At 72.5% G+C, this 22,780-nt stretch carries 17 protein-coding genes; 13 read left to right on the plus strand and 4 right to left on the minus strand.

What is annotated here, in order from left to right:
• Positions 1 to 79: 79 nt before the first annotated feature.
• Entirely contained in the window at positions 80 to 1,633 is a 1,554-nt protein-coding gene (locus tag ACFVZH_RS27715; protein ID WP_384901359.1) for an MFS transporter, read from the minus strand.
• A 132-nt stretch (positions 1,634 to 1,765) separates the two neighbouring features.
• On the opposite strand from ACFVZH_RS27715, the gene ACFVZH_RS27720 reads away from it, so the two are divergent.
• The 3 genes from ACFVZH_RS27720 (at position 1,766) to ACFVZH_RS27730 (ending at position 3,945) form a co-directional block, all read left to right on the plus strand.
• Positions 1,766 to 2,392 (plus strand): TetR/AcrR family transcriptional regulator, encoded by a 627-nt coding sequence (locus ACFVZH_RS27720; RefSeq protein ID WP_384901360.1) that lies wholly within the window; start codon positions 1,766 to 1,768, stop codon positions 2,390 to 2,392.
• A 118-nt stretch (positions 2,393 to 2,510) separates the two neighbouring features.
• Entirely contained in the window at positions 2,511 to 3,215 is a 705-nt protein-coding gene (locus ACFVZH_RS27725) for a ribonuclease HII (protein ID WP_384901362.1), read from the plus strand.
• Positions 3,216 to 3,270: 55 nt separating this feature from the next.
• Entirely contained in the window at positions 3,271 to 3,945 is a 675-nt protein-coding gene (locus ACFVZH_RS27730) for a hypothetical protein (RefSeq protein ID WP_384901364.1), read from the plus strand.
• A gap of 71 nt (positions 3,946 to 4,016) precedes the next feature.
• Here ACFVZH_RS27730 and ACFVZH_RS27735 read toward each other — a convergent pair whose 3' ends face one another.
• Both ACFVZH_RS27735 and ACFVZH_RS27740 read right to left on the minus strand, forming a co-directional pair.
• The gene (locus ACFVZH_RS27735) at positions 4,017 to 4,646 is read right to left on the minus strand and encodes a hypothetical protein (protein WP_384901366.1); all 630 of its coding nucleotides are present in this window, start codon (positions 4,644 to 4,646) and stop codon (positions 4,017 to 4,019) included.
• Positions 4,647 to 4,874: 228 nt separating this feature from the next.
• Positions 4,875 to 7,058: a RecQ family ATP-dependent DNA helicase gene (locus tag ACFVZH_RS27740; protein ID WP_384901367.1), complete on the minus strand. Its 2,184-nt coding sequence runs from the start codon at positions 7,056 to 7,058 to the stop codon at positions 4,875 to 4,877.
• 142 nt (positions 7,059 to 7,200) lie between these two features.
• Here ACFVZH_RS27740 and ACFVZH_RS27745 point away from each other — a divergent pair, with 142 nt between their 5' ends.
• From ACFVZH_RS27745 to ACFVZH_RS27775, 7 genes are all read left to right on the plus strand, one after another.
• Positions 7,201 to 8,610: a DUF4192 domain-containing protein gene (locus tag ACFVZH_RS27745; protein WP_384901369.1), complete on the plus strand. Its 1,410-nt coding sequence runs from the start codon at positions 7,201 to 7,203 to the stop codon at positions 8,608 to 8,610.
• Positions 8,611 to 8,725: 115 nt separating this feature from the next.
• Positions 8,726 to 10,870, plus strand: coding sequence for a glycogen debranching N-terminal domain-containing protein (locus ACFVZH_RS27750; protein ID WP_384901371.1), 2,145 nt, complete (start codon positions 8,726 to 8,728; stop codon positions 10,868 to 10,870).
• 109 nt (positions 10,871 to 10,979) lie between these two features.
• Positions 10,980 to 11,753 carry an NUDIX domain-containing protein gene (locus tag ACFVZH_RS27755; protein WP_384901373.1) on the plus strand — a complete coding sequence of 258 codons (774 nt, stop codon included), beginning with the start codon at positions 10,980 to 10,982 and terminating at the stop codon, positions 11,751 to 11,753.
• A gap of 122 nt (positions 11,754 to 11,875) precedes the next feature.
• Positions 11,876 to 13,765: an ATP-binding cassette domain-containing protein gene (locus ACFVZH_RS27760; protein WP_384901375.1), complete on the plus strand. Its 1,890-nt coding sequence runs from the start codon at positions 11,876 to 11,878 to the stop codon at positions 13,763 to 13,765.
• Between the two features lie 160 nt (positions 13,766 to 13,925).
• A complete protein-coding gene (locus ACFVZH_RS27765) occupies positions 13,926 to 14,813 on the plus strand; it encodes a FadR/GntR family transcriptional regulator (protein ID WP_384901376.1) in 888 nt (295 codons plus the stop codon).
• Positions 14,814 to 15,190: 377 nt separating this feature from the next.
• Entirely contained in the window at positions 15,191 to 16,726 is a 1,536-nt protein-coding gene (locus ACFVZH_RS27770) for an RNA polymerase sigma factor (RefSeq protein WP_384901378.1), read from the plus strand.
• A gap of 143 nt (positions 16,727 to 16,869) precedes the next feature.
• Positions 16,870 to 17,688 (plus strand): S1 family serine peptidase, encoded by an 819-nt coding sequence (locus tag ACFVZH_RS27775; RefSeq protein ID WP_384901380.1) that lies wholly within the window; start codon positions 16,870 to 16,872, stop codon positions 17,686 to 17,688.
• A gap of 172 nt (positions 17,689 to 17,860) precedes the next feature.
• Here the strand turns inward: ACFVZH_RS27775 and ACFVZH_RS27780 are convergent, their stop codons facing one another.
• Positions 17,861 to 18,094, minus strand: a complete 234-nt coding sequence (locus ACFVZH_RS27780) for a hypothetical protein (RefSeq protein WP_030687247.1) — start codon at positions 18,092 to 18,094, stop codon at positions 17,861 to 17,863.
• A gap of 434 nt (positions 18,095 to 18,528) precedes the next feature.
• On the opposite strand from ACFVZH_RS27780, the gene ACFVZH_RS27785 reads away from it, so the two are divergent.
• The 3 genes from ACFVZH_RS27785 (at position 18,529) to ACFVZH_RS27795 (ending at position 22,774) form a co-directional block, all read left to right on the plus strand.
• Positions 18,529 to 20,646: a type IIA DNA topoisomerase subunit B gene (locus ACFVZH_RS27785; RefSeq protein WP_384901382.1), complete on the plus strand. Its 2,118-nt coding sequence runs from the start codon at positions 18,529 to 18,531 to the stop codon at positions 20,644 to 20,646.
• A 98-nt stretch (positions 20,647 to 20,744) separates the two neighbouring features.
• Complete coding sequence (locus tag ACFVZH_RS27790; RefSeq protein ID WP_384901384.1) at positions 20,745 to 21,959, plus strand: sensor histidine kinase; 1,215 nt, start codon at positions 20,745 to 20,747, stop codon at positions 21,957 to 21,959.
• 26 nt (positions 21,960 to 21,985) lie between these two features.
• A complete protein-coding gene (locus ACFVZH_RS27795) occupies positions 21,986 to 22,774 on the plus strand; it encodes a response regulator (RefSeq protein WP_384901386.1) in 789 nt (262 codons plus the stop codon).
• Positions 22,775 to 22,780 lie beyond the last annotated feature (6 nt).

The raw sequence follows: 22,780 nt of genomic DNA on the forward strand, positions 1-22,780 counted from the left end.
CGTCCGGGGTTCGGGGGACCTCGTCGTCGACGCGTGGGCCGGGTGTCGACAGGCGGGCGGACCGGTGGGCGGAGGCGGCTCAGGCCACCGGCCCGGCGGCCTCCGCGCGGCCGCTGAGCGCCTCCAGGTCGCTCTTGCGGACCCTGATCATCAGCACCGCCGTGACCAGCGCGAGCAGCGCCATCACCGCGGCCGCCATGAAGGCCGAGGCGATACCCGAGGTCAGCACCTCGTGACCCCATGGGGCGGGCAGCTGCCCGGTCTTCGCGAACTCGGCCTTCTGCTCGGGCGTCGCGGCGGCGAGGAAGGCGGGTACCTGACGCGCCCCCTCTTCGCGGCTCGCCGTGCCGAACACCGTGACCAGGATGGACAGGCCGAGCGATCCGCCGACCTGCTGGGTGGCGTTGAGCAGGCCCGAGGCGGCGCCCGCCTCGTGCTGGGCCACTCCCGAGACGGCCGTGAGCGTCAGCGTCACGAAGTTGAGGCCCATGCCGAAGCCGAACAGCAGCATCGGGCCGAGGACGCCGTCGGCGTAGGTGCTGTCCGGCGTGATGAACATCTGCCAGAAGAGGCCGGCCGCGGTGATCGCCGAGCCGGCCACCATGAACGGCTTGGGGCCGAGGGCCGGGAGGAAGCGCTGCGCGAGTCCCGCGCCGAGGGCGATGGCGACCGTCACGGGAAGGAAGGCGAGCCCGGACTGGATCGGGGTGTAGCCGAGGACGTCCTGGACCCACAGCACGATGAAGAAGAACATGCCGAACATGGCGGCCGCCAGGCTGAGCATGATGATGTACGTGCCCGAGCGGTTGCGGTCCGCGAACATCCGGAGCGGAGTGATCGGTTCCCTGGCCCGCGACTCCACGCGCACGAAGGCCACCAGGAGGACCACCGCCGTGACGAAGGAGCCGATGGTCAGCGCGTCCTTCCAACCCTCCTCGGAGGCCCGGATGAACCCGTACACCAGCGCCGCCATGCCCAGCGTCGAGGTCGCGGCGCCCACGATGTCGAAACGGCCCGGATGGCGCTCGGACTCGGCGATGTAGCGCGGGGTGAGGAAGGCGATCAGCAGGCCGATCGGCACGTTGACGAAGAGGACCCAGCGCCAGTCGAGCCACTCGGTGAGCATGCCGCCGGCGAGGAGACCGATGGCGCCGCCGCCGGCGGAGACGGCGGCGAACACGCCGAACGCCCGGTTGCGCTCCGGACCTTCGGCGAACGTCGTGGTGATCAGGGCGAGTGAGGTGGGCGAGGCGATCGCGCCGCCCACGCCCTGCAGGGCCCGCGCGGCGAGCAACTGCCAGGGCTCCTGGGCGAAGCCGCCGAGCAGCGAGGCGAAGGTGAAGAGCAGGATGCCGGCCAGGAAGACCCGGCGGCGGCCCAGGATGTCCCCCGCGCGTCCGCCGAGCAGCAGCAGGCCGCCGAAGGTGAGCGTATAGGCGCTGAGCACCCACGACAGGTCGGTCGTCGAGAAGGAGAGCGCGTCCTGGATGTGCGGCAGGGCGATGTTCACGATGGTCGCGTCGAGGACGACCATCAGCTGGCAGGCGGCGATGACGGCCAGGGCGATGCCCGGCCGGCCCGCGCCGCGGGCGGGGCCGTCCTTGGTCTGGGTGTCCAGCGGAGAAGTTGTCACTATGGATCCCCCACGGAAGAATTAGTGAACGCACCCGTTCACTGTCCACCACGGTAGTGAGTCCCCCTCAGTGAACGCAACCGTTCACTGAGTGCTGCCGACAATCCGCATCGCCACAACGGAGAGATCCTGATGGTTACTTCGCGCTCCGCGGCCGCCGCCCGGCCGGGAGGGGCAGCGCCGCGACGCCGCGGTCCCGTACTCGAACGGGCCATTCTGGAGGCGACGCTCGACCAGCTTGGCACCGTCGGCTGGAACGGCCTGACGATGGAAGGCGTCGCGGTCGGCGCGCAGACCGGCAAGGCCGCGGTGTACCGCCGCTGGCCGTCGAAGGAGGACCTCGTCGTGGACGCCCTCCAGGCCGGACTCCCGACACTCGACGAGGCGCCGGACCGCGGAAGCGTGCGCGAGGACCTGTACGAGCTCTGCCTCCGGGTCCGGGACGTCATGTACTCCAAGCCTGGATTTGCACTGCGCGCGGTACTTCACGAATGCGACGCGGACTCCGCGGAGCGGTTCCATGAACTGATCGTCACGGGGGTGGTCGAGCCGTCCACCCGCCTCTTCACGGACGTGCTACGGCGCGGAATCACCCGCGGTGAGGTGCGCGCCGACGCCGTGGACGGGCTGGTCCTCGACGTGATCCCGGCGATGATGATGTACCGATCCAAGGTGTACGGAAGCGAATGGTCGGACGCGGAGATCGCCGCCGTCATCGACCGGATCATGCTGCCGCTGGTGCGTGCCGAACGCGGCTGAAGCGGCCTCCCGGGCCCGCCGACGGCAGGCCCGGGACCCCGGCGGGAAGACCTCTCCGGGGTCCTGGGGGAATCCGGGTATCGCACCCGGCACCGGGCGGCGTAACCTGGCTGGCGCCATGCCGTACGAACCTCCCACCCACACTGTCGAGCGATCGCTCCGCGCCACCAGCGGCGCCAAGGTCGTCGCCGGAGTCGACGAAGTCGGGCGCGGGGCGTGGGCCGGCCCCGTCACGGTGTGCGCGGCCGTCACCGGTCTGCGCCGCGCCCCCGAGGGCCTCACCGACTCCAAACTGCTCACCCCCAAACGCCGGACCGCGCTCGCCGCCGAACTCGAGCGGTGGGTCACGGCGTACGCGCTGGGCGACGCCTCTCCGCAGGAGATCGACGAACTCGGGATGACCGCGGCCCTGCGCCTCGCGGCCGTCCGGGCACTCGAAGGGCTTCCCGTCCGCCCGGACGCGGTGATCCTCGACGGCAAGCACGACTACCTCGGCAGCCCCTGGCAGGTCCGTACGGTGATCAAGGGCGACCAGTCCTGCATCGCCGTCGCGGCCGCCTCCGTCATCGCGAAGGTCCGCCGTGACGCCCTCATGGCGGAGCTCGAGGCCGGGGCCTACGCGGCCTACGGCTTCGGCGCCAACGCGGGCTACCCTTCCCCGGTCCACAAAGCGGCGCTCGAAGAGCTGGGGCCCACCCCGTACCACCGTCTCTCCTGGTCGTACCTGGACGCCCTGCCCCAGTGGCGCCACCTCAAGAAGGTCCGCCTCTCCGCCGAGGCGGCCGCGCTGGAGAGCGGGGGCCAACTCGGCTTCGACTTCTGATCTTCCGGTCGCGGGGACCCGCCCAAGGGTGGCCCCTCACGCGCCCGGGGTGCACATGCGTGCCCACCCGCCGGTGCTCCGCGCAGCGGCATTCGACCTCCATCCACCCTTGCCTTCCGAGGAGCCTCAGATTCACGAGAGCGCCCAGGGTCCCCGCGCCACCGCGGCCGCCGGCCGCCCCGCGTCGACCCCTCGTCCCGTACCCGGTCCGCGCACAGCGGCCACTCCGCGTCCCGGACGCCCCGGTCCGGCCCCGGCCGGGCCCGCGGCTCCGGCGCCGCGCCCCGGCCCGTCTCCGGCCAACCGGCCGGAGAATCGTTCCGACCAGCGATCCACGCCGCAGCTCCAGCTGATCCCGGCCCCCCTCGACGGCGCGCTCGACGCGGCCGAGGAGGCCCTGGACCTGCTGCTGGAGAGCGGCCGGGCACCCGGCGACGTCCTGGTGCTCACCACTGGCGACCAGCACCCGTGGGCGGCGCACGAGCTGTCCTTCGGTGAGGACGCCTACTGGGCCCAGCAGGAAACCGGCGGCGACGTGTTCTTCGCGGACGCCTCCGCCGTGGAGCGGGCCACCGCCCGCCCCGTGGTGATCGTCGCCCTCAACGGCGGCGACGAGGAGACGGCCGCCCGGGCACTGCCGTCGGCGATGAACCGCGCGGGCGTCCTGCTCGTCGTCTGCGGTGACGAGCAGCGCGCCTCCTCGCTCCTCGGAGCGGGCGCCGGCGTCTGACCGACCTGTCCTTCGCCGGGCCGGCCCCGAGTGGACCCGGCCCGGCGAAGGCCGTCGTGCCGTACGCGTGATCAGCGCGCGGCGGCCCGGCGCAGAGGTTCGGTCGCACCGCTCGCGGTTCTCGGTGTGAGCCGGCCGAGTTCGGCCGGTACCTCGCCGATCGGCAGGGGTGACGAGTCGGAGCTCGGGCGACGGCCTCCCCGGCCCTCGCCGAGCACCTGCCAACCACCCCGGGTCAGCGTGATGTACGCGCCGCAACGGAGCCCGTGGAGCGTGCAGGCGTCCCGCAGCCCCCACATCCAGGCTCCGTCCTCCTCCGTCCAGCGCTCGTCCCCCTCGCGGCAGTACAGCAGGACCGCCGTCCGGACCGGAGCGCGCCTGCGCAGGTCGTGCGGAATGACCCGCCGCAGATGCGCGAGGAGCGCGTTGCGGAACTCCCAGCCGTCCGCGGGGGCGGGGCGGCGGACGAAGGAGGCACTGGCGGCGAGGCGCTCCTCGTGGTCCAGGACGGCCAGCACCGCCGTCGCGGGCGTGGGCGCGTGACGGGAGTGCAGGCCGCTGACGACCTCACGCGGATTGCGCAGCAAGGGAATTCCGGCCGCGGTCCACTCGGCGGGTTCGAGCATCCGAGCCAGACGGCTGGCGGATTCGGACGGCGATCTGAGCGAGGTGGCTGTGGGCGGAGCGAATCCGAGGGTCACGGTCCTCCCTTCGGATACGCGCCCGCCAGGCGGGCAAAGTCGGGTGAGGGCGCACCACGGCACAGTCCTTCCGGACCGCTGACGGGCCGAGTGGGGCGGTATCCCAATTCTTGCTGGCCCGTGCGCGAGCGGCAACGAGCAATTGAGGCCGCTGACGGGAATGCGCCGGTATGACACTCATATCCCTGCCCAGTTGCCCATTGTTCACTCCCCGTTTCCCCTCCTGTTTCACCCCTGGACGGCGAGCACCAGCGGAAACACCCCTTCCGCTCCAGCCCGCCGGAGCAGCCGCGCCGCCACCGCCAAGGTCCAGCCGCTGTCGGACAGATCGTCCACGAGCAGGACCGGCCCCCCGGCGCCGGCCAGCCGGCCCGCCAACTCGGCCGAAACCGTCAGCGTCCGCTGCAGACCGACCACCCGCTGGGCGCTGTTGGTCCGGGACAGCCGCGACTCCGCGGCCTCGGGGGCGTACTCCACGACCCCGAGGAGGGGCATCCTGCCGATCTCGGCGATGCGCTCGCCGAGGGAGCCCACCAGTTTCGGCTTGCGGTGGGAGGCGACGGTGACCACCCCGGCGGGCCGGGCCGGCGCGTCCGGCGCCCCGGAGGCCCAACCGCCCGGCCCCTTCGCCCAGTCGGCGAGCACGTGCACCACGGCCTGCACGACGTCGTCGGGGACAGGCCCGTCCTGTGCGCCGTCGGCCAGCAGCGGACGCAGCCGGTTGCCCCAGCCGATGTCCGAGAGCCGCCCCAGGGCCCGCCCGCCGAACGCCTGCTCACCCGCCGGGATACGGCCCTTCAGATCGACCCCCACGGCGGCCAGCCCCGTCGGCCACATCTTCCGGGGCTCGACCTCCACGCCGGGCCGCCCCAGCTCGCCCTTGGCCGCGTCCAGCGCCGCGTCGGAGACCTTGGGGTCGAAGCGACCGCCCGCGCAGTTGTCACAGCGACCGCACGGAGCGGCCTCCTCGTCGTCCAGCTGGCGCCGCAGGAACTCCATCCGGCACCCCGTCGACGCCGCGTAGTCGCGCATCGCCTGCTGCTCGGTTTCCCGCTGCCGCGCCACCCACGCGTACCGCTCCGTGTCGTACGCCCAGGGGCGGCCCGTGCTCTCCCAGCCGCCCTTCACCCGCCGCACGGCGCCGTCCACGTCGAGGACCTTGAGCATCGTCTCCAGCCGGGTCCTGCGGAGCTCGACCAGTGGCTCCAGGGCGGGCAGCGAGAGCGGTCGGCCCGCCTGCGCGAGCACGTCGATCGTGCGCCGCACCTGCTCCTCCGGCGGGAACGCCACCGAGGCGAAATAGCGCCAGATCGCCTCGTCCTCCTGCCCGGGCAGCAACAACACCTCCGCGTGCTCCACGCCGCGGCCGGCACGGCCGACCTGCTGGTAGTAGGCGATCGGCGAGGACGGCGACCCGAGGTGCACCACGAAGCCCAGGTCCGGCTTGTCGAACCCCATGCCCAGGGCCGAGGTCGCCACCAGCGCCTTGACCCGGTTGGCCTGCAGATCGTCCTCGGCCTGCTGCCGGTCGGCGTTCTCCGTCCGGCCGGTGTACGACGAGACCGTGTGGCCGCACTGACGCAGATACGCCGTCACCTCGTCGGCGGCGGCGACCGTCAGCGTGTAGATGATCCCCGACCCGGGGAGCTCGCCGAGATGGTCGGCGAGCCAGGCCAGCCGGTGGGCCGCGTCGGGCAGCCTGACGACGCCCAGACTCAGGCTCTCCCGGTCGAGCGGGCCGCGCAGCACCAGGGCGTCCGTGCCCGCCCCCGTCCCGAGCTGCTCGGCCACGTCCGCCGTCACCCGGGCGTTCGCCGTCGCCGTCGTCGCGAGCACCGGAACACCGGACGGCAGATCGGCCAGCATCGTGCGCAGCCGGCGGTAGTCGGGCCGGAAGTCGTGCCCCCAGTCCGAGATGCAGTGCGCCTCGTCGACCACGAGCAGACCGGTGGCCGCCGCGAGCCGGGGGAGCACCTGGTCACGGAAGTCGGGATTGTTGAGCCGCTCGGGGCTCACCAGGAGCACGTCCACGTCGCCGGCGGCCACCTCCTCCTGGACGGTGTCCCACTCCTCCGTGTTCGACGAGTTGATCGTCCGGGCCCGGATGCCCGCCCGGGCGGCGGCCTCCACCTGGTTGCGCATCAGCGCCAGCAGCGGAGAGACGATCACGGTCGGGCCGCTGCCGCGAGCACGCAGCAGCGACGTCGCCACGAAGTACACGGCGGACTTGCCCCAGCCGGTCCGCTGCACCACCAGGGCCCGGCGCCGGTCCGCGACCAGGGCCTCGATGGCCCGCCACTGGTCCTCGCGCAGTCTCGCCTTGCCTGTCGGGTCCGAGACGAGACGGGCGAGCACGGTGTCGGCGGCGGTCCTGAGGGCGGCGCGGTCTTCCAGGGAGTCAGCGTGGGTCATGCCTCCATGCAACCCGATGCCTCGGACATCGCGCGAATGAGGCGACGAACCTGTGGACAACTCGACAGAGCGACGGATACCCCGTTTCGGGAGTTATCCACAGGGGTTTCGGATTTCGGGAGATCACGAGACCGTCCTGACCATGAACGCGAATCACCACGAAACCAGCGGACTCTCCCGTACCCAGCAGATCACCCTGCGAGGCCCGGCGGAACTGGCCGACGCCCTTCCGTTCATGCTGGGCTTCCACCCCACCGACTCCGTCGTCCTGGTCGCTCTCCACGGCGAGCACGGCCGCTTCGGCGGCCGGGTCAGGCTCGGCATCCCGAGCTCACCCCGTGAATGGGCGTCCACCGCCGACCACCTCGCCGAGTGCCTCGTCGAGGGAGGCACCCGCCGCGGCACCCGACCGGACGGCATCGTGGTCTTCCTCTGCCAGGACCCGGCACCGGGGGAGACCGGCCGCAGGGTCATGGAACGACTCCGCCCCTTCGCGCAGCGGCTCCGGACCGCCTGCGGCGCCCTCGACATCCCCGTCTACGAGGCCCTCTGCATCTCCGACGGCCTCTACTTCTCCTACTGCTGCCCCGACGCCCGGTGCTGCCCGCCGGACGGCACCCCACTCGCCCTCAGCGGCACATCGGTGATGGCCGCGACGGCCGCGTACGCCGGCGTCCAGGTGCGCGGCTCCCTGAAGGACATGGAGGCCCGGCTGAAGCCGTCCGGCAGGCCCGGGGAGGAGCAGCAGCGCGCCGCCCTCGACGCGGCCGCCGCCGCGATCGTCCCGCGCATCCTCGAGGGCGCCGAAGGCAAGGGGCGCGAGGAGGTGCGGGAGACGACGCTGCGGCTCGCCCGCGAGGCCCTCCGCCGGTTCACCGACCCGAAGAACCCGACGGGTCCCGCCGCCCCGACGGGCCGGACACGGCAGGCGAGGCCGGCCGGCGCCACGGCGGCGGGCGACGCCGCCGACGACGGCCTGATCGGGACCGACGAGGCGGCCGCGCTGATCCTCGGCCTCCAGGACCGCGTCACCCGGGACCGCGCCGCCGAATGGATGGAAGGCCGGGAAGGCACCGCCGCCCTGCGGCTCTGGCGCGTACTGGCCCGGCGCTGTGTCGCTCCCTACCAGGAACACGCCGCCGCGCCCCTCAGCCTCGCCGGGTGGACCGCCTGGTCCACGGGCGACGAACCGACCGCACGCGTCGCCCTCGGGCTCGCGCTCGACGCCGACCCCGACTACGTCTTCGCCCGGCTGCTCCACCAGGCGTGCAACGAAGGGCTCGACCCCGAGTCCCTGCGCTCCTGCCTCAGGACCGAACGGGACGCCCGTACCGGCTCCGAGCAGGCCGAACCGTCGCCCTCGCGGCGCGTCCGGACCCGCGCCGGGCGTCCACAGGGCGCTCGGCAGACCCTCAGGAAGCCCGGACGGCAGACCGGCGGCAGGGGGCGCGGGCCCTCGGCCGGAGTCCGGCCCAGCGGACCCGCCACGGCGAGGCCCGGGAGCGGCGTCCCGCGGCCCGACGGGCAGCGCGGCACCAGGAGCGGGCGATGACGACCGTGACCCGGCCGCCCGCGAGCGCGTTCAGTTCTCTGGCGGAGTCGTACGAACCGTGCCGCCGACCCCCCGCCGGCCGCCCGGTTCGCACAGAGAGCACTTCATATCCGCCATGGCCTCCAGCCCCGTCCCGGCCCCCGGCCGTCCCAGCGGCCCCCCGACCGCCCGCCCGTCAGCAGCCCCGACCGGCAGCTACGCGCCGGGCCATCCCCCGTCCGGCTCCTACTCGTCCGGACACCTGTCCGGGTACACGCTGGGGGCCGGCCTCGCCCTCCCGCGCTCGGCCCGCCCCGCGGAGCTTCCCTCGGTCCACGGCGCGCTCCTCTGCGTCGCCCTGCCCGCCCTCGCCGTCTGCGCCGAACACGGCCAGCTCACCGGCGAGGGGCCCGAGGGCGTGTACGCCGCCGGCCGCCGGCTCCTCTCCCGCTGCGTCCTGCGCGTGGCGGGCCGCGAACCCGTCGCTCTCCAGGGCCGCATGGTGGGCGTGGACAAGGCGGTCTTCCTCGGAGCCCTGCGGGTGCCGGGGGAGCCGGGGCCCGATCCCGGTCTCGCCGTCGAACGCACGCGGAGTGCCGACGGAACCGAGCGGATCACCTTGCGCAGCGCCGCCACCCGTACCCTCAGAATCCCCGTCGAAATCGCTCTGGGCACGGACCTCGCGGACCTGGGCGCGGTGGCGTCGGGCAGGCCGTCACCCGAGCTCCCCGCCAGCGTCCACGGCACCGGGCTCCGCTGGACGGGGAGCGATGGGCGATCCGCCGCCGTCACGGCCGACCCGCCGCCCACGGACTCCCTGGCGGCGGCGGGCGTCCTGCGCTGGGAGGCCGAGCTGGCGCCCGGTGCCGTCTTCACGATCCATCTGCGGGTCCGCGGGGAGTCGGCCGCCCGTCCGGCCGCCCCGCACGGCGGCGGCACCGGGCGGCCCGGCGGACACCTGCTCTCCGACGCCCGCGCCGAAGGCGACGACGCGCGCCCCGGAGAACTGCTGCGCTGGTCCGTCGAAGACCTCCGGACCCTGCTCCAACGCGACCCGGCGCACCCCGCGGATGTCCACCTCGCCGCCGGTGTCCCCTGGCGATGCGGACCGGTCACCGCCGAGGCGCTCTGGGCGGCCCGCATGGCGCTGCCGCTCGGAACCCGGCTCGCCGCCACCACCCTCCGCGCCCTCGGCCGCACCCAGCTCTCCGGCGGCGGACCCGAGTCCGGCCGCATCCCCGGACCCCTCAGGGACGCCGGCCCGCACCTCCCTCCCCGCTGCACGGGCGTCGAGGCCACCCTCGCCTTCCCGGTCGTACTCGCGGAGGCACGCCGCTGGGGACTGCCGCCGGCGGACCTGGACGAGCTGCTCCCCGTGGCGGAGCGCTGTCTCGACTGGCTGCGCCGGGCCATCGCCGGGAGCTGCTTCGTCCCGGACCCGGGTCCCGCCGGGCCATGGAGGGCCGAGACCCAGGCGCACGCGCACCGGGCGGCCCTGCTCGGCGCCGACCTGCTCGACGGCTGCGGGAGACCTGGCGGCGACGCGCTGCGCGACGGGGCCCGGACCCTGCGCGAGCGGTTCCGGCGGGAGTTCTGGCTCGAGGACCGGGCCGGGGGCCGCCCCGCGGTCGCCCGCACACCGGACGGCCGGACCCGGGCCGAGCTGGGCGGCTGGGCCGCTCACCTGCTCGACACCGGCCTCCTGGGCGGCGGCCGGTACGCACCGGGCCTGCTCGACAAGACGCAGACCGAACAGGTGGCGAGACTGCTCGGCACCCCGGCCCTCGACTCCGGCTGGGGTCTGCGCGGCCTCGGCGTCAAGGAGCCGGGGTACAACCCCTTCGGCCATCGGTCCGGTGCGGTCCGGGTGCACGAGACGGCGGTCGCCGTGGCCGGACTCGCCGCCGCCGGGCAGGAGCGGGAGGCCGCTTCCCTGCTGCGCGGGCTGCTCGACGCGGCGGAGACGTTCGCCCATCGGCTCCCCGAGATGTACGCGGGGGAGCAGCGGACGGCGGGCGGGCGCCCGGTGCCCCACCCGGCGGCGTGCAGACCGGCGGCCGCCGCGGCCGCCGGAGCGGTCCACTCGCTCCTGGCCCTGGCCGGAATCCGCCCGGACGTGCCGGGCGGGTCGGTGTCGGTGCACCCGCTGCCCTCGGCCCCGCTCGGTGCGATCCGGCTCTCGGGGCTCGTGGTCGCGGGCGAGCCCTTCGCCGTGCGGGTCGGCAGGCTCGGTCTCGGTATGGTCGAGGAGGCCGCAGAGGGCCTTCAACTGGGGGTGTGACGGGATGCCGGGCGCAGACACGAGGGAAGCTTCACGGCAGGGGCAGGAAGTCGTCGCGGATGCTTCCGCGGGGCGTGTTTATCGTCAGGAAGACGACTATGATCGCGGCATGCCTCCCTACGACCCGTCGGCCTTCCCGCCTTTCGCCGTCACCGTCGATCTGGTCGTGCTCACCGTGCGGCGCCACGCGCTCTGCACGCTGGTCGTACGGCGAGGCGAAACGCCGTACAAGGGCCGCTGGGCGCTTCCCGGCGGTTTCGTCCGGGCGGATGAGGACCTCGGTGCCGCGGCCGCGCGCGAGCTCGTCGAGGAGACGGGCCTGTGCGCGCACGACCCGGCCGCCCCGCCGCCCGTACCGAGCAACGGGGCGCACCTGGAGCAGCTGGCGACCTACGGGGCGCCCGACCGCGACCCGCGCATGCGCGTGGTCAGCGTCGCCCACCTCGCCCTGGCCCCCGACCTTCCGGCGCCCCGGGCCGGCGGCGACGCGAACAGCGCCCGCTGGGCCCCCGTCGAGGAGCTGCTCGGCGAGGACGCGGCGGCGGCCGGCGGTGAGGGCGAGGACTCGGGGACACTCGCCTTCGACCACGCCAGAATCCTCTCCGACGGGGTGGAGCGCGCCCGTTCCAAGATCGAGTACTCCTCCCTGGCCACGGCTTTCTGTCCGCCGGAGTTCACCGTCGGAGAGCTGCGCCGTGTGTACGAGGCCGTCTGGGGCGTGGCCCTGGACCCGCGCAACTTCCACCGCAAGGTGACCGGCACGCCCGGCTTCCTCGTCCCGGCCGGTGGCACCACGACCCGTCAGGGCGGGCGCCCCGCCCAGCTCTTCAGGGCAGGTGGGGCGACTCTTCTCAACCCGCCGATGCTGCGGCCCGAGGTCTGACGGGCGCGGACATCCGGCACCTCGGAGCATCAATCCTGCGCCGAAAGTCCGAAATGTAGCGTTATCTTGCTGCGATAGCGCCGCCCTGCCGCGGAGCGGTGTCACCTACCGCGAGAGAAGCGATGCTCCAGGCAATCGGACTGACCAGTACGCCCCGCCGCGATCGCCCGCCCGCCGTGGACGATCTGACCTTCGAGGCCCGGCCGGGTGCCGTGACCGCTCTCCTCGGCCCCCCGGGCTCCGGCAAGACCACCGCCCTCCGGCTCATGCTCGAACTCGAGCCGGGCCGTGGGATCACCTACTTCCGCGGCCGGCCACTCCACCGCATCGCCCACCCTCCCCGCGAGGTCGGCGTGCTCCTCGGCGACATCCCCGGACACCCCTCCCGCACGCTCCGGGGCCAGCTCCGGATGCTCTGCGCCGCCACGGGGGTACCCGCCTCGCGGGCGGAGGAACTGGTGCGGACCGTGGGCCTCGACGGACTGGAGCGTCGGCGCATCGGCACCCTTCCAGCGGGCGCGGACCGCCGACTCGGCCTCGCCTCGGCCCTGTTGGGCTCCCCCCACACCCTGCTGCTCGACGAGCCGGGTGCCCGCCTCTCCGCCCCCGAGAGCGCCTGGCTGTACGAGTTCCTGAGCGCCCACGCGGCCGACGGCGGAACCGTGCTCTACACCACGGACGATCCCAAGAACGCGGCCCGCAACGCCGACCGCGTCGTCACACTCGACCGCGGTCGCCTCGTCGCCGACCAGGAGGCGGCCGAGTTCGCCCGCACCCGGCTGCGTCCCCGGGTCGCCGTCCGTACTCCGCAGGCCGCGCGACTGGCGGCGGTCGTGGCCCAGGAGGCCAGGGCGGCCCGTCGCCCCGTCGAGGTGGTCGCCGAGGGCGGCAACCGTCTGTCCGTCTACGGCAGCGACTGCGCCGCCGTCGGCGACACGGCGTTCCGGCACGGCGTACCGATCCACCGTCTCTCCGCCGAGACCGGCGACGCCGGTCCCGCGCCGCACGCACGCGGACGGGCCGGAGCCTCGCCGCGTACCGGCGAACGCGACGGGGCGGGGTCCCTGCCGCGCGCAGCCGAACGCTCCGGCGTCGCGGCGGGCGCCGCCTCCGGGAGCCGGGCCGCAGAGTCCCCGGAAGACGGGTCCGTGTCCGCTGTGGCGCACGACACCGGTCCCGCGACCGCCGCCGCGGGGCGAGACGCGGGCGCCGGGCAGCGGGCCGCCGCCCGGCGGCCGGCCCGCTCGCCCCTGCGTCCGCTCCGGTACGAGGTGCACCGGCTCCTGGGGGTGCCGAGTACCCCGCTCGTGGTCGCGGCCGTCCTGCTCGTGTCGGTGACCCTCGCCCTGCTCCTGGGCCGCGGCGGGCGCGCCGCGCTGCCCGCGGTCCTGGCCGCATGGCCGGCGATCTCGCCGCTGCCGCCGGCGGCGCTCGGCGCGGGGCTGCTCGGCGCCTTCTCCTTCGGTGAGGAGTACCGCTACCCCGCGCTCACCTCGGGGCGCGGCGCGGTGCCCCGCAGGCCCGGCCTGCTGCTGGCGAAGCTCGTCGTGGCGGCCGCCGTCGCCCTCGTCCTCGGGGTGCTCGTCGCGCTGGCCGACCTGGGGGTCCTGCGGTTTTTCTACGGCGGCGAGTTGATTCCCGTACCCAGGAACTGGCCTACGCTCTGCGCGAGTTGGCTGGGGCTGCTCGTCGGCTGCGCCTGGGCCGGACTGCTCGGTGCCGGGGTGTTCCGGGCGGCGGCGGCCGGGGTGGCCGCGGTCCTCGCCGTGCCGGTCGCCTTCGTCCCGCTGCTGCAGACGGTGCTCACCGGGCCGTCCATGCGGTCCGCCGCCGGACTCCCCGCCCGCCTGCGCGAGTTCGTCGGCCCGCGCTGGTCCCCGGCGCTGGAGCACTGGCTGGCCGGGAGTCTGCGAGTGATCGGGCAGCCCGCGGGGGTGGCGCTCTCCCTGACGTTGACAGGGTTGCTCTGCGCCTACGTGTTCACGGGCCTTCGGCGCAGGGCTCGTTGGTGATCACTTGCGGATCGAAAGACTCCGGTTCGCCGCCAAGTTCCTTGAAATATGCCCAATATGTCCGAATAATCGTCAATTGTGTAGTGGGCGCCGATCACCCTTTCGTGTGCTTTTCACCAAAGACCTCAAGGGTCACGGGGGCAACGCCGACAAAGGATGCGTGAGTACCCTTGCGCACACCATGATGACCGCCGCCCGCCCCGTCGACTCCGCTCTCGGCGCCCCGGGTGATCTCGACCGCTACCCGTACGCGGAGGCGCCCGCCGCCGGCCGCGTGGGTCCCCCCTCCTGGGAGGGGGTGGACACCGACCTGGGCCGGGTGGGCCGCCGGACCGCCGGCAACCGGGGGCGCGGGCTGCACGGGCAGCTCGTCCAGCAGCTCGGCCAGATGATCGTCTCCGGCGACCTCGGGGCCGACCGTCCGCTCGTCCCCGAGGAGATCGGACAGCGCTTCGAGGTGTCGCGCACCGTGGTGCGCGAGTCGCTGCGCGTGCTGGAGGCCAAGGGTCTCGTCAGCGCCCGCCCGAACGTCGGCACCCGCGTCCGGCCCGTCAGCGACTGGAACCTCCTCGACCCCGACATCATCGAGTGGCGCGCCTTCGGCCCGCAGCGCGACGACCAGCGCCGCGAGCTGAACGAGCTGCGCTGGACGATCGAGCCCCTGGCGGCCCGCCTCGCCGCCGGACACGGCCGTGAGGACGTGCAGCAGCGCCTTGCCGACATGGTCGAGATCATGGGCCACGCGTTCGCGCAGGGGGACGGCATCACCTTCTCCCGCGCCGACACCGAGTTTCACTCCCTGCTCATCCAGCTCGCCGGGAACCGCATGCTGGAGCACCTCTCCGGCATCGTCTCCGCCGCGCTCCAGGTGTCCGGCGGCCCCGTCATCAGCTGTGACCGGCCGAGCGACGCATGCCTCGCGCACCATGCCCGTATCGTCGACGCGCTGGCGGCGGGGGACGCCAACGACGCCGAGGCGGCCATGCGGCAGCTGCTGACCGTCCACCCCGAGGTGGAGCGCGTCGTGCCCGCCCCCCGCGAACACTGATCCGCGGGCCGTGGTCGGGAGTGCGGAGGCGTGCGCATCGCGTGCCGCCGGGTCCGAGCGCCACCCGGGGAACCCGCAAGGGTCCCCCGGGCGGCGCCCGGGTTCCGGCGGCACGAATGTGCACTGATCGACCACTCTGGGCGCTTCGTCGCAAATGAGGTGTGACTCGGGCCACGAAGATTGGGCGTAACACTCCTCCGAGCCGTGCGATGACCTAAGAGGTGACAGTCGAGGAAGGAATACAGCAGCCGATGGAGGCGCTGTGCAGTTCCCCGGCCCAGCCCGCGCCGTCGGCACATTCCCCGTCGACGGTCGTCGGCTCCAGCTCGATCCAGAGCGGGGCCGGAAGCCGTTTCCATCGTTCCGAGAGGTTGTTCGTGTCGGCCAGCACATCCCGTACGCTCCCGCCGGAGATCGCCGAGTCCGAGTCTGTGATGGCGCTCATCGAGCGGGGAAAGGCTGATGGGCAGATCGCCGGCGATGACGTGCGTCGGGCCTTCGAGGCTGACCAGATTCCGCCAACCCAGTGGAAGAATGTTCTGCGCAGCCTCAATCAGATCCTCGAGGAAGAGGGTGTGACGCTGATGGTCAGTGCAGCGGAGTCGCCGAAGCGCGCCCGCAAGAGCGTCGCTGCGAAGAGCCCGGCCAAGCGCACCGCCACCAAGACCGTCACTGCCAGGACGACCGTGACGAAGACCACCGTCTCGGCCACCTCGGCCGAGGGCGCCGACTCGGCCGACGAGGCCGGATCCGCCCCGAAGGCGGCGGCGAAGAAGACCGTCGCCAAGAAGACGGTGGCCAAGAAGACTGTCGCCAAGAAGACGGCGGCCAAGAAGAGCACGTCCAAGAAGGACTCCGACGAGCTCGCCGAGGGCGAGGAGCTGCTCGAGGACGCCGCGCCCGGCAAGGGTGAGGAAGAGGAGACCGAGGGCGAGAGCAAGGGCTTCGTCCTGTCCGACGAGGACGAGGACGACGCTCCGGCGCAGCAGGTCGCCGTCGCCGGTGCCACCGCCGACCCGGTCAAGGACTACCTCAAGCAGATCGGCAAGGTCCCGCTGCTCAACGCCGAGCAGGAGGTCGAGCTCGCCAAGCGCATCGAGGCCGGCCTGTTCGCCGAGGACAAGCTCGCGAACTCGGACAAGCTCGCTCCGAAGCTCAAGCGCGAGCTGGAGATCATCGCCGAGGACGGCCGCCGCGCCAAGAACCACCTCCTGGAGGCCAACCTCCGTCTGGTGGTCTCGCTGGCCAAGCGCTACACCGGCCGCGGCATGCTCTTCCTGGACCTGATCCAGGAGGGCAACCTGGGTCTGATCCGCGCCGTCGAGAAGTTCGACTACACCAAGGGCTACAAGTTCTCCACGTACGCCACCTGGTGGATCCGTCAGGCGATCACCCGCGCCATGGCCGACCAGGCCCGCACCATCCGTATCCCGGTGCACATGGTCGAGGTCATCAACAAGCTCGCGCGCGTCCAGCGCCAGATGCTCCAGGACCTGGGCCGTGAGCCCACCCCGGAGGAGCTGGCCAAGGAACTCGACATGACCCCTGAGAAGGTCATCGAGGTCCAGAAGTACGGCCGTGAGCCGATCTCCCTCCACACCCCGCTGGGTGAGGACGGCGACAGCGAGTTCGGCGACCTGATCGAGGACTCCGAGGCGGTCGTCCCGGCCGACGCGGTGAGCTTCACGCTCCTCCAGGAGCAGCTGCACTCCGTGCTCGACACGCTCTCCGAGCGTGAGGCGGGCGTCGTCTCGATGCGCTTCGGTCTCACCGACGGCCAGCCGAAGACGCTGGACGAGATCGGCAAGGTCTACGGCGTGACGCGAGAGCGGATCCGTCAGATCGAGTCGAAGACGATGTCGAAGCTCCGCCACCCGTCGCGCTCGCAGGTGCTGCGCGACTACCTCGACTGATCCGTACGAGGCACAGAGCGGTACGCGGAAGGGCCCGGTTCCCCGAAAGGGGGAGCCGGGCCCTTCCGGCTTGTGCGCGTGCAGGGCGGGGAGCTGTGCTGGACGCTGGGTGAACCGACATCACCGGAGAGTCAGGAGGCTCCATGCGTGGTTCCTTCGCCCGAGCATTGACGGGTGCCCTGGGCTTGATCACCGCGGCGGCGGGGCAGGTCGTCACCGCCCCTCCCGTGGCAGCCGACAGCGTCGTGGTGGGTGGCCGCCCGGCCCAGATCACGGAAGCGCCGTGGGTGGTGGCGCTGTCCAGCCGTGACCGGTTCGGGGGTACGCGTGCGGGACAGTTCTGCGGGGGCGTGGTCGTGGCGCCGACCAAGGTGCTCACGGCGGCCCACTGCCTGGGCCGGGAGGTGCTCGGCGGTGAGCCGTGGGAGGTGCGCGACTTCTCCGTCATCGCCGGCCGTGCCGCGCTGCTGGGCCAGGCCGGGCAGGAGGTCCGGATCTCGGACACCTGGGTCAACCCCGACTACGACCCGACGAGCAACTCGGGAGACCTCGCGGTGCTGACGCTGGTGAGCCCGCTGCCGCAGTCGTACGTGATCGGTGTCGCCCGCGCGGAGGACACCGCGTACACGCCGGGAACGGAGGCGGACGTCTACGGGTGGGGCGACACGACCGGCAACGGGAGCTATGCCTCGACGCTGCGGACGGCGCGGGTCCAGGTGCTTCCCGACGCGTCGTGCGAGCGGGCCTACCCGGGCGGCTTCGGCGTCCGGTACCGGCGCGAGACGATGCTGTGCGCGGGCGACCCTCAGGGCGGAAGGGACGCGTGCCAGGGTGACAGTGGAGGCCCGCTCGTGGCCAAGGGGCTGCTCGTGGGGCTCGTGTCCTGGGGCAGCGGCTGCGGGCAGGCGGAGAATCCGGGTGTCTACACACGGGTCTCGGCGGTGCTGCCGGCGACCTTCTGACCGGGCCCGGTGCCCGATCGGCGGGCCGGGGCCGCTGTCGTGGCCCTGGCCCCCGCCGGGTGCGCGCACGGGCGCGGGGTACGAGAACGGGCGGCCACCCCCTCGCGTGGGGGGTGGCCGCCCGTCGTCCGGTCGGGGTCAGCGACCGGCCCTGAGCTCGTCGTGGATGGCGTCAGGCGTGGTCTTCGCCCATCGTCCGGGCCGGCACGTCCGTGAGCCGGTCCGTCTCATCCTGTATCTCAACGGCGATCTTCTTGAGTTCCGGCTCGAACTTACGTCCGTGATGGGCGCAGAAGAGCAAGTCACCTCCGCTGGTCAGAACGACGCGCAGGTACGCCTGGGCGCCGCAGCGGTCGCAACGGTCAGCGGCCGTCAGGGGGCTCGCGGGGGTCAGAACAGTAGTCACGTCGCCTCTTCTCTAGCTCGACGAGCTGTCGTACCAGGGTCAACATCCAACCAGGCCGAAAACGTTCCCGCTCGTGGCTTTTCCTTGAAACTTCTTCCCAAGGTGGCTGTCTGCTGCCGGTTGGCGGCGAATGAGCCGTATTGCGTTGCTCTACGGATTTCGCGTTGCTTGTGTCGGTTCGTCCTCCCGGCGTGGTTGCCGGTTGTTCATGAGGACGTGCCCGGAGCCTAAATGGTTCATGCCTGGAAGGGAACGTGATGTTTGCTTCACCCCATCGAGGGATCGAACATCCATACGACCCTGGACTAGCATGAAGAATCGGGGTGGGTGGCGTGACAACGGCTCTACCAGGCATCGGTACCCTCTGAACCGGTGACCGACGCCGGGCCTTACCCCACTGGGCCACATTTCAAATTCAGCGAGGAGCGAACCGCGTGACCGCCGAAACGTCCGTGCCGTCCAGTGCGCTGCTGACCGCAGACCGTGACGGTTCCAACTACACCGCGCGGCACCTGCTCGTACTCGAAGGGCTCGAAGCGGTCCGCAAGCGCCCCGGTATGTACATCGGGTCCACCGACAGCCGCGGCCTGATGCACTGCATCTGGGAGATCATCGACAACTCGGTCGACGAGGCCCTCGGGGGCTACTGCGACCACATCGAGGTCATCCTCCACGACGACGGGTCCGTCGAGGTCCGCGACAACGGCCGCGGCATCCCGGTCGACGTCGAGCCGAAGACCGGGCTCTCCGGCATCGAGGTCGTCATGACCAAGCTGCACGCCGGCGGAAAGTTCGGCGGCGGATCGTACGCCGCGTCCGGCGGCCTGCACGGCGTCGGCGCCTCCGTGGTCAACGCCCTGTCGGCCCGCCTCGACGTCGAGGTCGACCGCAACAGCGCCACGCACTCGATCAGCTTCCGCCGCGGCGTCCCGGGCATCTTCACCGAGCAGGGCCCCGACAGCCCCTTCGATCCGGCCAACGGCCTGCTCAAGGGCAAGCGCGTCCCCAAGACCCGCACCGGCACGCGCGTCCGCTACTGGGCGGACCGGCAGATCTTCCTCAAGGACGCCAAGCTCTCCCTGGAGACGCTCCACCAGCGCGCCCGGCAGACCGCGTTCCTGGTGCCCGGCCTCACCATCGTCGTCCGCGACGAGCGGGACCTGGCGGGGATCGGCAAGAGCGAGGAGACGTTCCGCTTCGACGGCGGCATCAGCGAGTTCTGCGAGTACCTCGCGCAGGACAAGGCCGTCTGCGACATCCAGCGGCTGACCGGCCAGGGCACCTTCAAGGAGACGGTCCCGGTCCTCGACGAGCGCGGTCACATGACCCCGATGGAGGTCACCCGCGAGCTCGCCGTCGACGTCGCCCTGCGCTGGGGCACCGGCTACGACAGCACGGTCAAGTCCTTCGTCAACATCATCGCCACCCCCAAGGGCGGCACCCATGTCTCGGGCTTCGAGACGGCCATCACCAAGACGGTGAACGAGGTGCTGCGCTCGGCCAAGATGCTGCGCGTCGCCGAGGACGACATCGTCAAGGACGACGCCCTGGAGGGGCTCACGGCCGTCGTCACGGTCCGCCTCGCCGAGCCGCAGTTCGAGGGCCAGACGAAGGAGGTCCTCGGTACCTCCGCCGCCCGCCGCATCGTGGCGAACGTGGTCGCCAAGGAGCTCAAGGCATTCCTCACCTCCACCCGGCGGGACGCCAAGGCGCAGGCGCGCGCCGTCCTGGACAAGGCCGTCGCCGCGGCCCGCACCCGGATCGCGGCCCGCCAGCACAAGGAGGCCCAGCGCAGGAAGACCGCGCTGGAGACCTCCTCGCTGCCGGCCAAGCTGGCTGACTGCCGCAGCGACGACGTGGAGCGCAGCGAGCTCTTCATCGTCGAGGGCGACTCGGCCCTCGGTACGGCCAAGCTCGCCCGCAACAGCGAGTTCCAGGCCCTGCTGCCGATCCGCGGCAAGATCCTCAACGTCCAGAAGTCGTCCGTCTCGGACATGCTCAAGAACGCCGAGTGCGGAGCGATCATCCAGGTCATAGGAGCGGGTTCCGGCCGCACCTTCGACATCGACGCCGCCCGGTACGGGAAGATCGTCCTCCTCGTCGACGCCGACGTCGACGGCGCCCACATCCGCTGCCTGCTGCTCACTCTCTTCCAGCGCTACATGCGCCCCATGGTGGAGGCCGGAAGGGTCTTCGCCGCCGTGCCGCCGCTGCACCGGATCGAGCTCGTCCAGCCCAAGAAGGGCCAGGACAAGTACGTCTACACGTACTCGGACAACGAGCTGCGGCAGACCCTGCTGGAGTTCCAGCGCAAGGGGGTCCGCTACAAGGACTCCATCCAGCGCTACAAGGGTCTGGGCGAGATGGACGCCGACCAGCTCGCGGAGACCACGATGGACCCGCGCCACCGCACCCTGCGCCGGATCAACATCGGCGACCTGGACGCGGCGGAGCAGGTCTTCGACCTCCTCATGGGCAACGACGTGGCGCCCCGCAAGGAGTTCATCACCGGCTCGGCGGCGACGCTCGACCGTTCCCGCATCGACGCCTGAGCCACTCCACCCGTGGGTGGAGCCGGCCGGCTCCACCCACGGGCCGATCACACGGCCGCCGACTCTCCGTAGCATCGTGATGACGGAGGGGGGCGTTCATGAAAGAAGAGCACGACCGAGGTCGTACGGAGAGCGGTACGGGTAGCGCGGGAAGCTGGCGCACCTGGCCCTCACGGGAAGCACTCACCCGGGTAGGTGTGCCCCGGGGACGCATGGTCCTCGACTACACCATGATCGCGGTCCTGAGCGTCTGGGTGCTGACCGGGAGCTACACCTCGGGGGCCTTCGACGGCGGGTTCGCGGTCGTGCCCCCGCTCGGGTTCGGACTGTGCGTGGCGGCAGCCCTGGGCTTCCACCACACGACCCTCGACCACCGGGCGGCCGCCTCGCTGGGGCTCCTCGGGGTGATGGCGCTGAGCGGCCTCGGAGCCTATGCCGCCGGCGCCCCGACGGCCGCGACCGTGCTGTGGATCGTCGTCTCCGTCATGGCGATGCAGCGGCTGCCGCTCCCCGCCGGCCTGGCCACGGTGGCGGTGCTCGTTCCCGGCTTCGTCGAGGCCGATGAGACGGGGATCGTCGGAGCCGCCGCCACCACGGTCGCCGTGCTCCTCGCGGGGTACTCGCTCCGGCTGGACGCCGAGGCCCGCGGTGCGGGGTTCCAGCTGCTCGCCCAGGAGCGGCTCGCCCGGGAGGCCGAGGCCGCGTCGGCGGCGCTCGCCGAGCGGGCCAGGATCGCCCGGGAGATACACGACGTGCTCGCCCACAGCCTCTCCGCCCAGATGGTGCACCTGGAGGTGGCCCGGCTCAAGATCGAGGCGGGGGCCGAGCGGGCGGAGATCCTCAAGCTCGTGACCTCGGCCCGCTCCATGGCCAGGGAAGGGCTCGCCGAGACCCGCCACGCCCTCTCCGCGCTGCGCGGGGACATGGCGCCCGTCGAGGACTATCTGCGGGAACTGGCGCGGGAGGACCGGGCCGAGGTCGCCGTCACCGGCGAACGCCGGGACCTGCCCGCCGAGGCGTCCCAGGCGGTGCGACGGGTCGCGCAGGAGGCTCTGACCAACGTCCGCAAGCACGCTCCCGGGGCCCGGACCCGCATCCGGTTCGCCTATGGGACGCACGAGATCTCCCTGGAGATATGCGACTCCGGGCCGCCCGGCAGGGCCGGCGGCACCGGGCCGGGGGAGGGACTCGGCTCGTCCGGCTCCGGGTACGGGCTCCTGGGGATGAGGGAGCGAGCCGAGTTGCTCGGCGGCAGCCTGGACGCGGGGCCCGAAGGGCCCGGGTTCACCGTGCGGCTGAGGGTGCCGGCGTGAGCGGCCCGGAGAGCACGCGAGGAGCCATGGAGCCCCGGGTGGTGCGGGTGGTCGTCGCCGACGATCAGGCCATCGTGCGCGAGGGGATCGTGATGCTGCTGGGGCTGCTCCCCGGAATCGAGGTCGTCGGATCGGCCCGGGACGGCGAGGAGGCGGTCGCGCTGACCGGTGCCCACGAGCCCGACGTGGTGCTGATGGACCTGCGTATGCCCCGCTGCGACGGCGTCGAGGCCACCCGCCGGATCCGTGACCGGTTCCCCGGGACGGAGGTCGTGGTGCTCACCACCTACGCCGACGACGACTCGCTCTTTCCGGCGCTGCGGGCCGGAGCACGCGGGTACCTGACCAAGGACGCCGGCGGGGAGGACATCGCACGGGCGGTGCGGGACGTCGTCGACGGGCGGGCCGGGCTGTCGCCCTCCGTACAGCGGCGCCTGCTGGAGCAGTTGATGGACCGGCCGGAGGAGGCCGGGCGAGCGGGGGCGGCGGTCGGCGACTCCGGGGGCCGTCCGGAGGACCGGTCCGCTCCTGGCGGCGTGGATGGCTCCGCGGCTTCGGATGGTCCGGGTGGGTCGGGTGGCCCTGCGGCGCCGGAGGCTGATGGGCTGACGGAGCGGGAGACGGAGGTGCTCGTGCTGGTCGCGGACGGACTGTCCAACCGGGAGATCGCCGACCGGCTGCGGATCTCCACGGCGACGGTGAAGACCCATATCAACAACCTCTTCGCGAAGACCGGGGTGCGCGATCGGGCCCAGGCCGTGCGATACGCATATCAGCACGGTCTGGTCAGGGCACCAGGGAAAAGAGTCACCTGATGGGGT

This window comes from Streptomyces sp. NPDC059534 (assembly GCF_042743475.1).
Classification (GTDB): domain Bacteria; phylum Actinomycetota; class Actinomycetes; order Streptomycetales; family Streptomycetaceae; genus Streptomyces.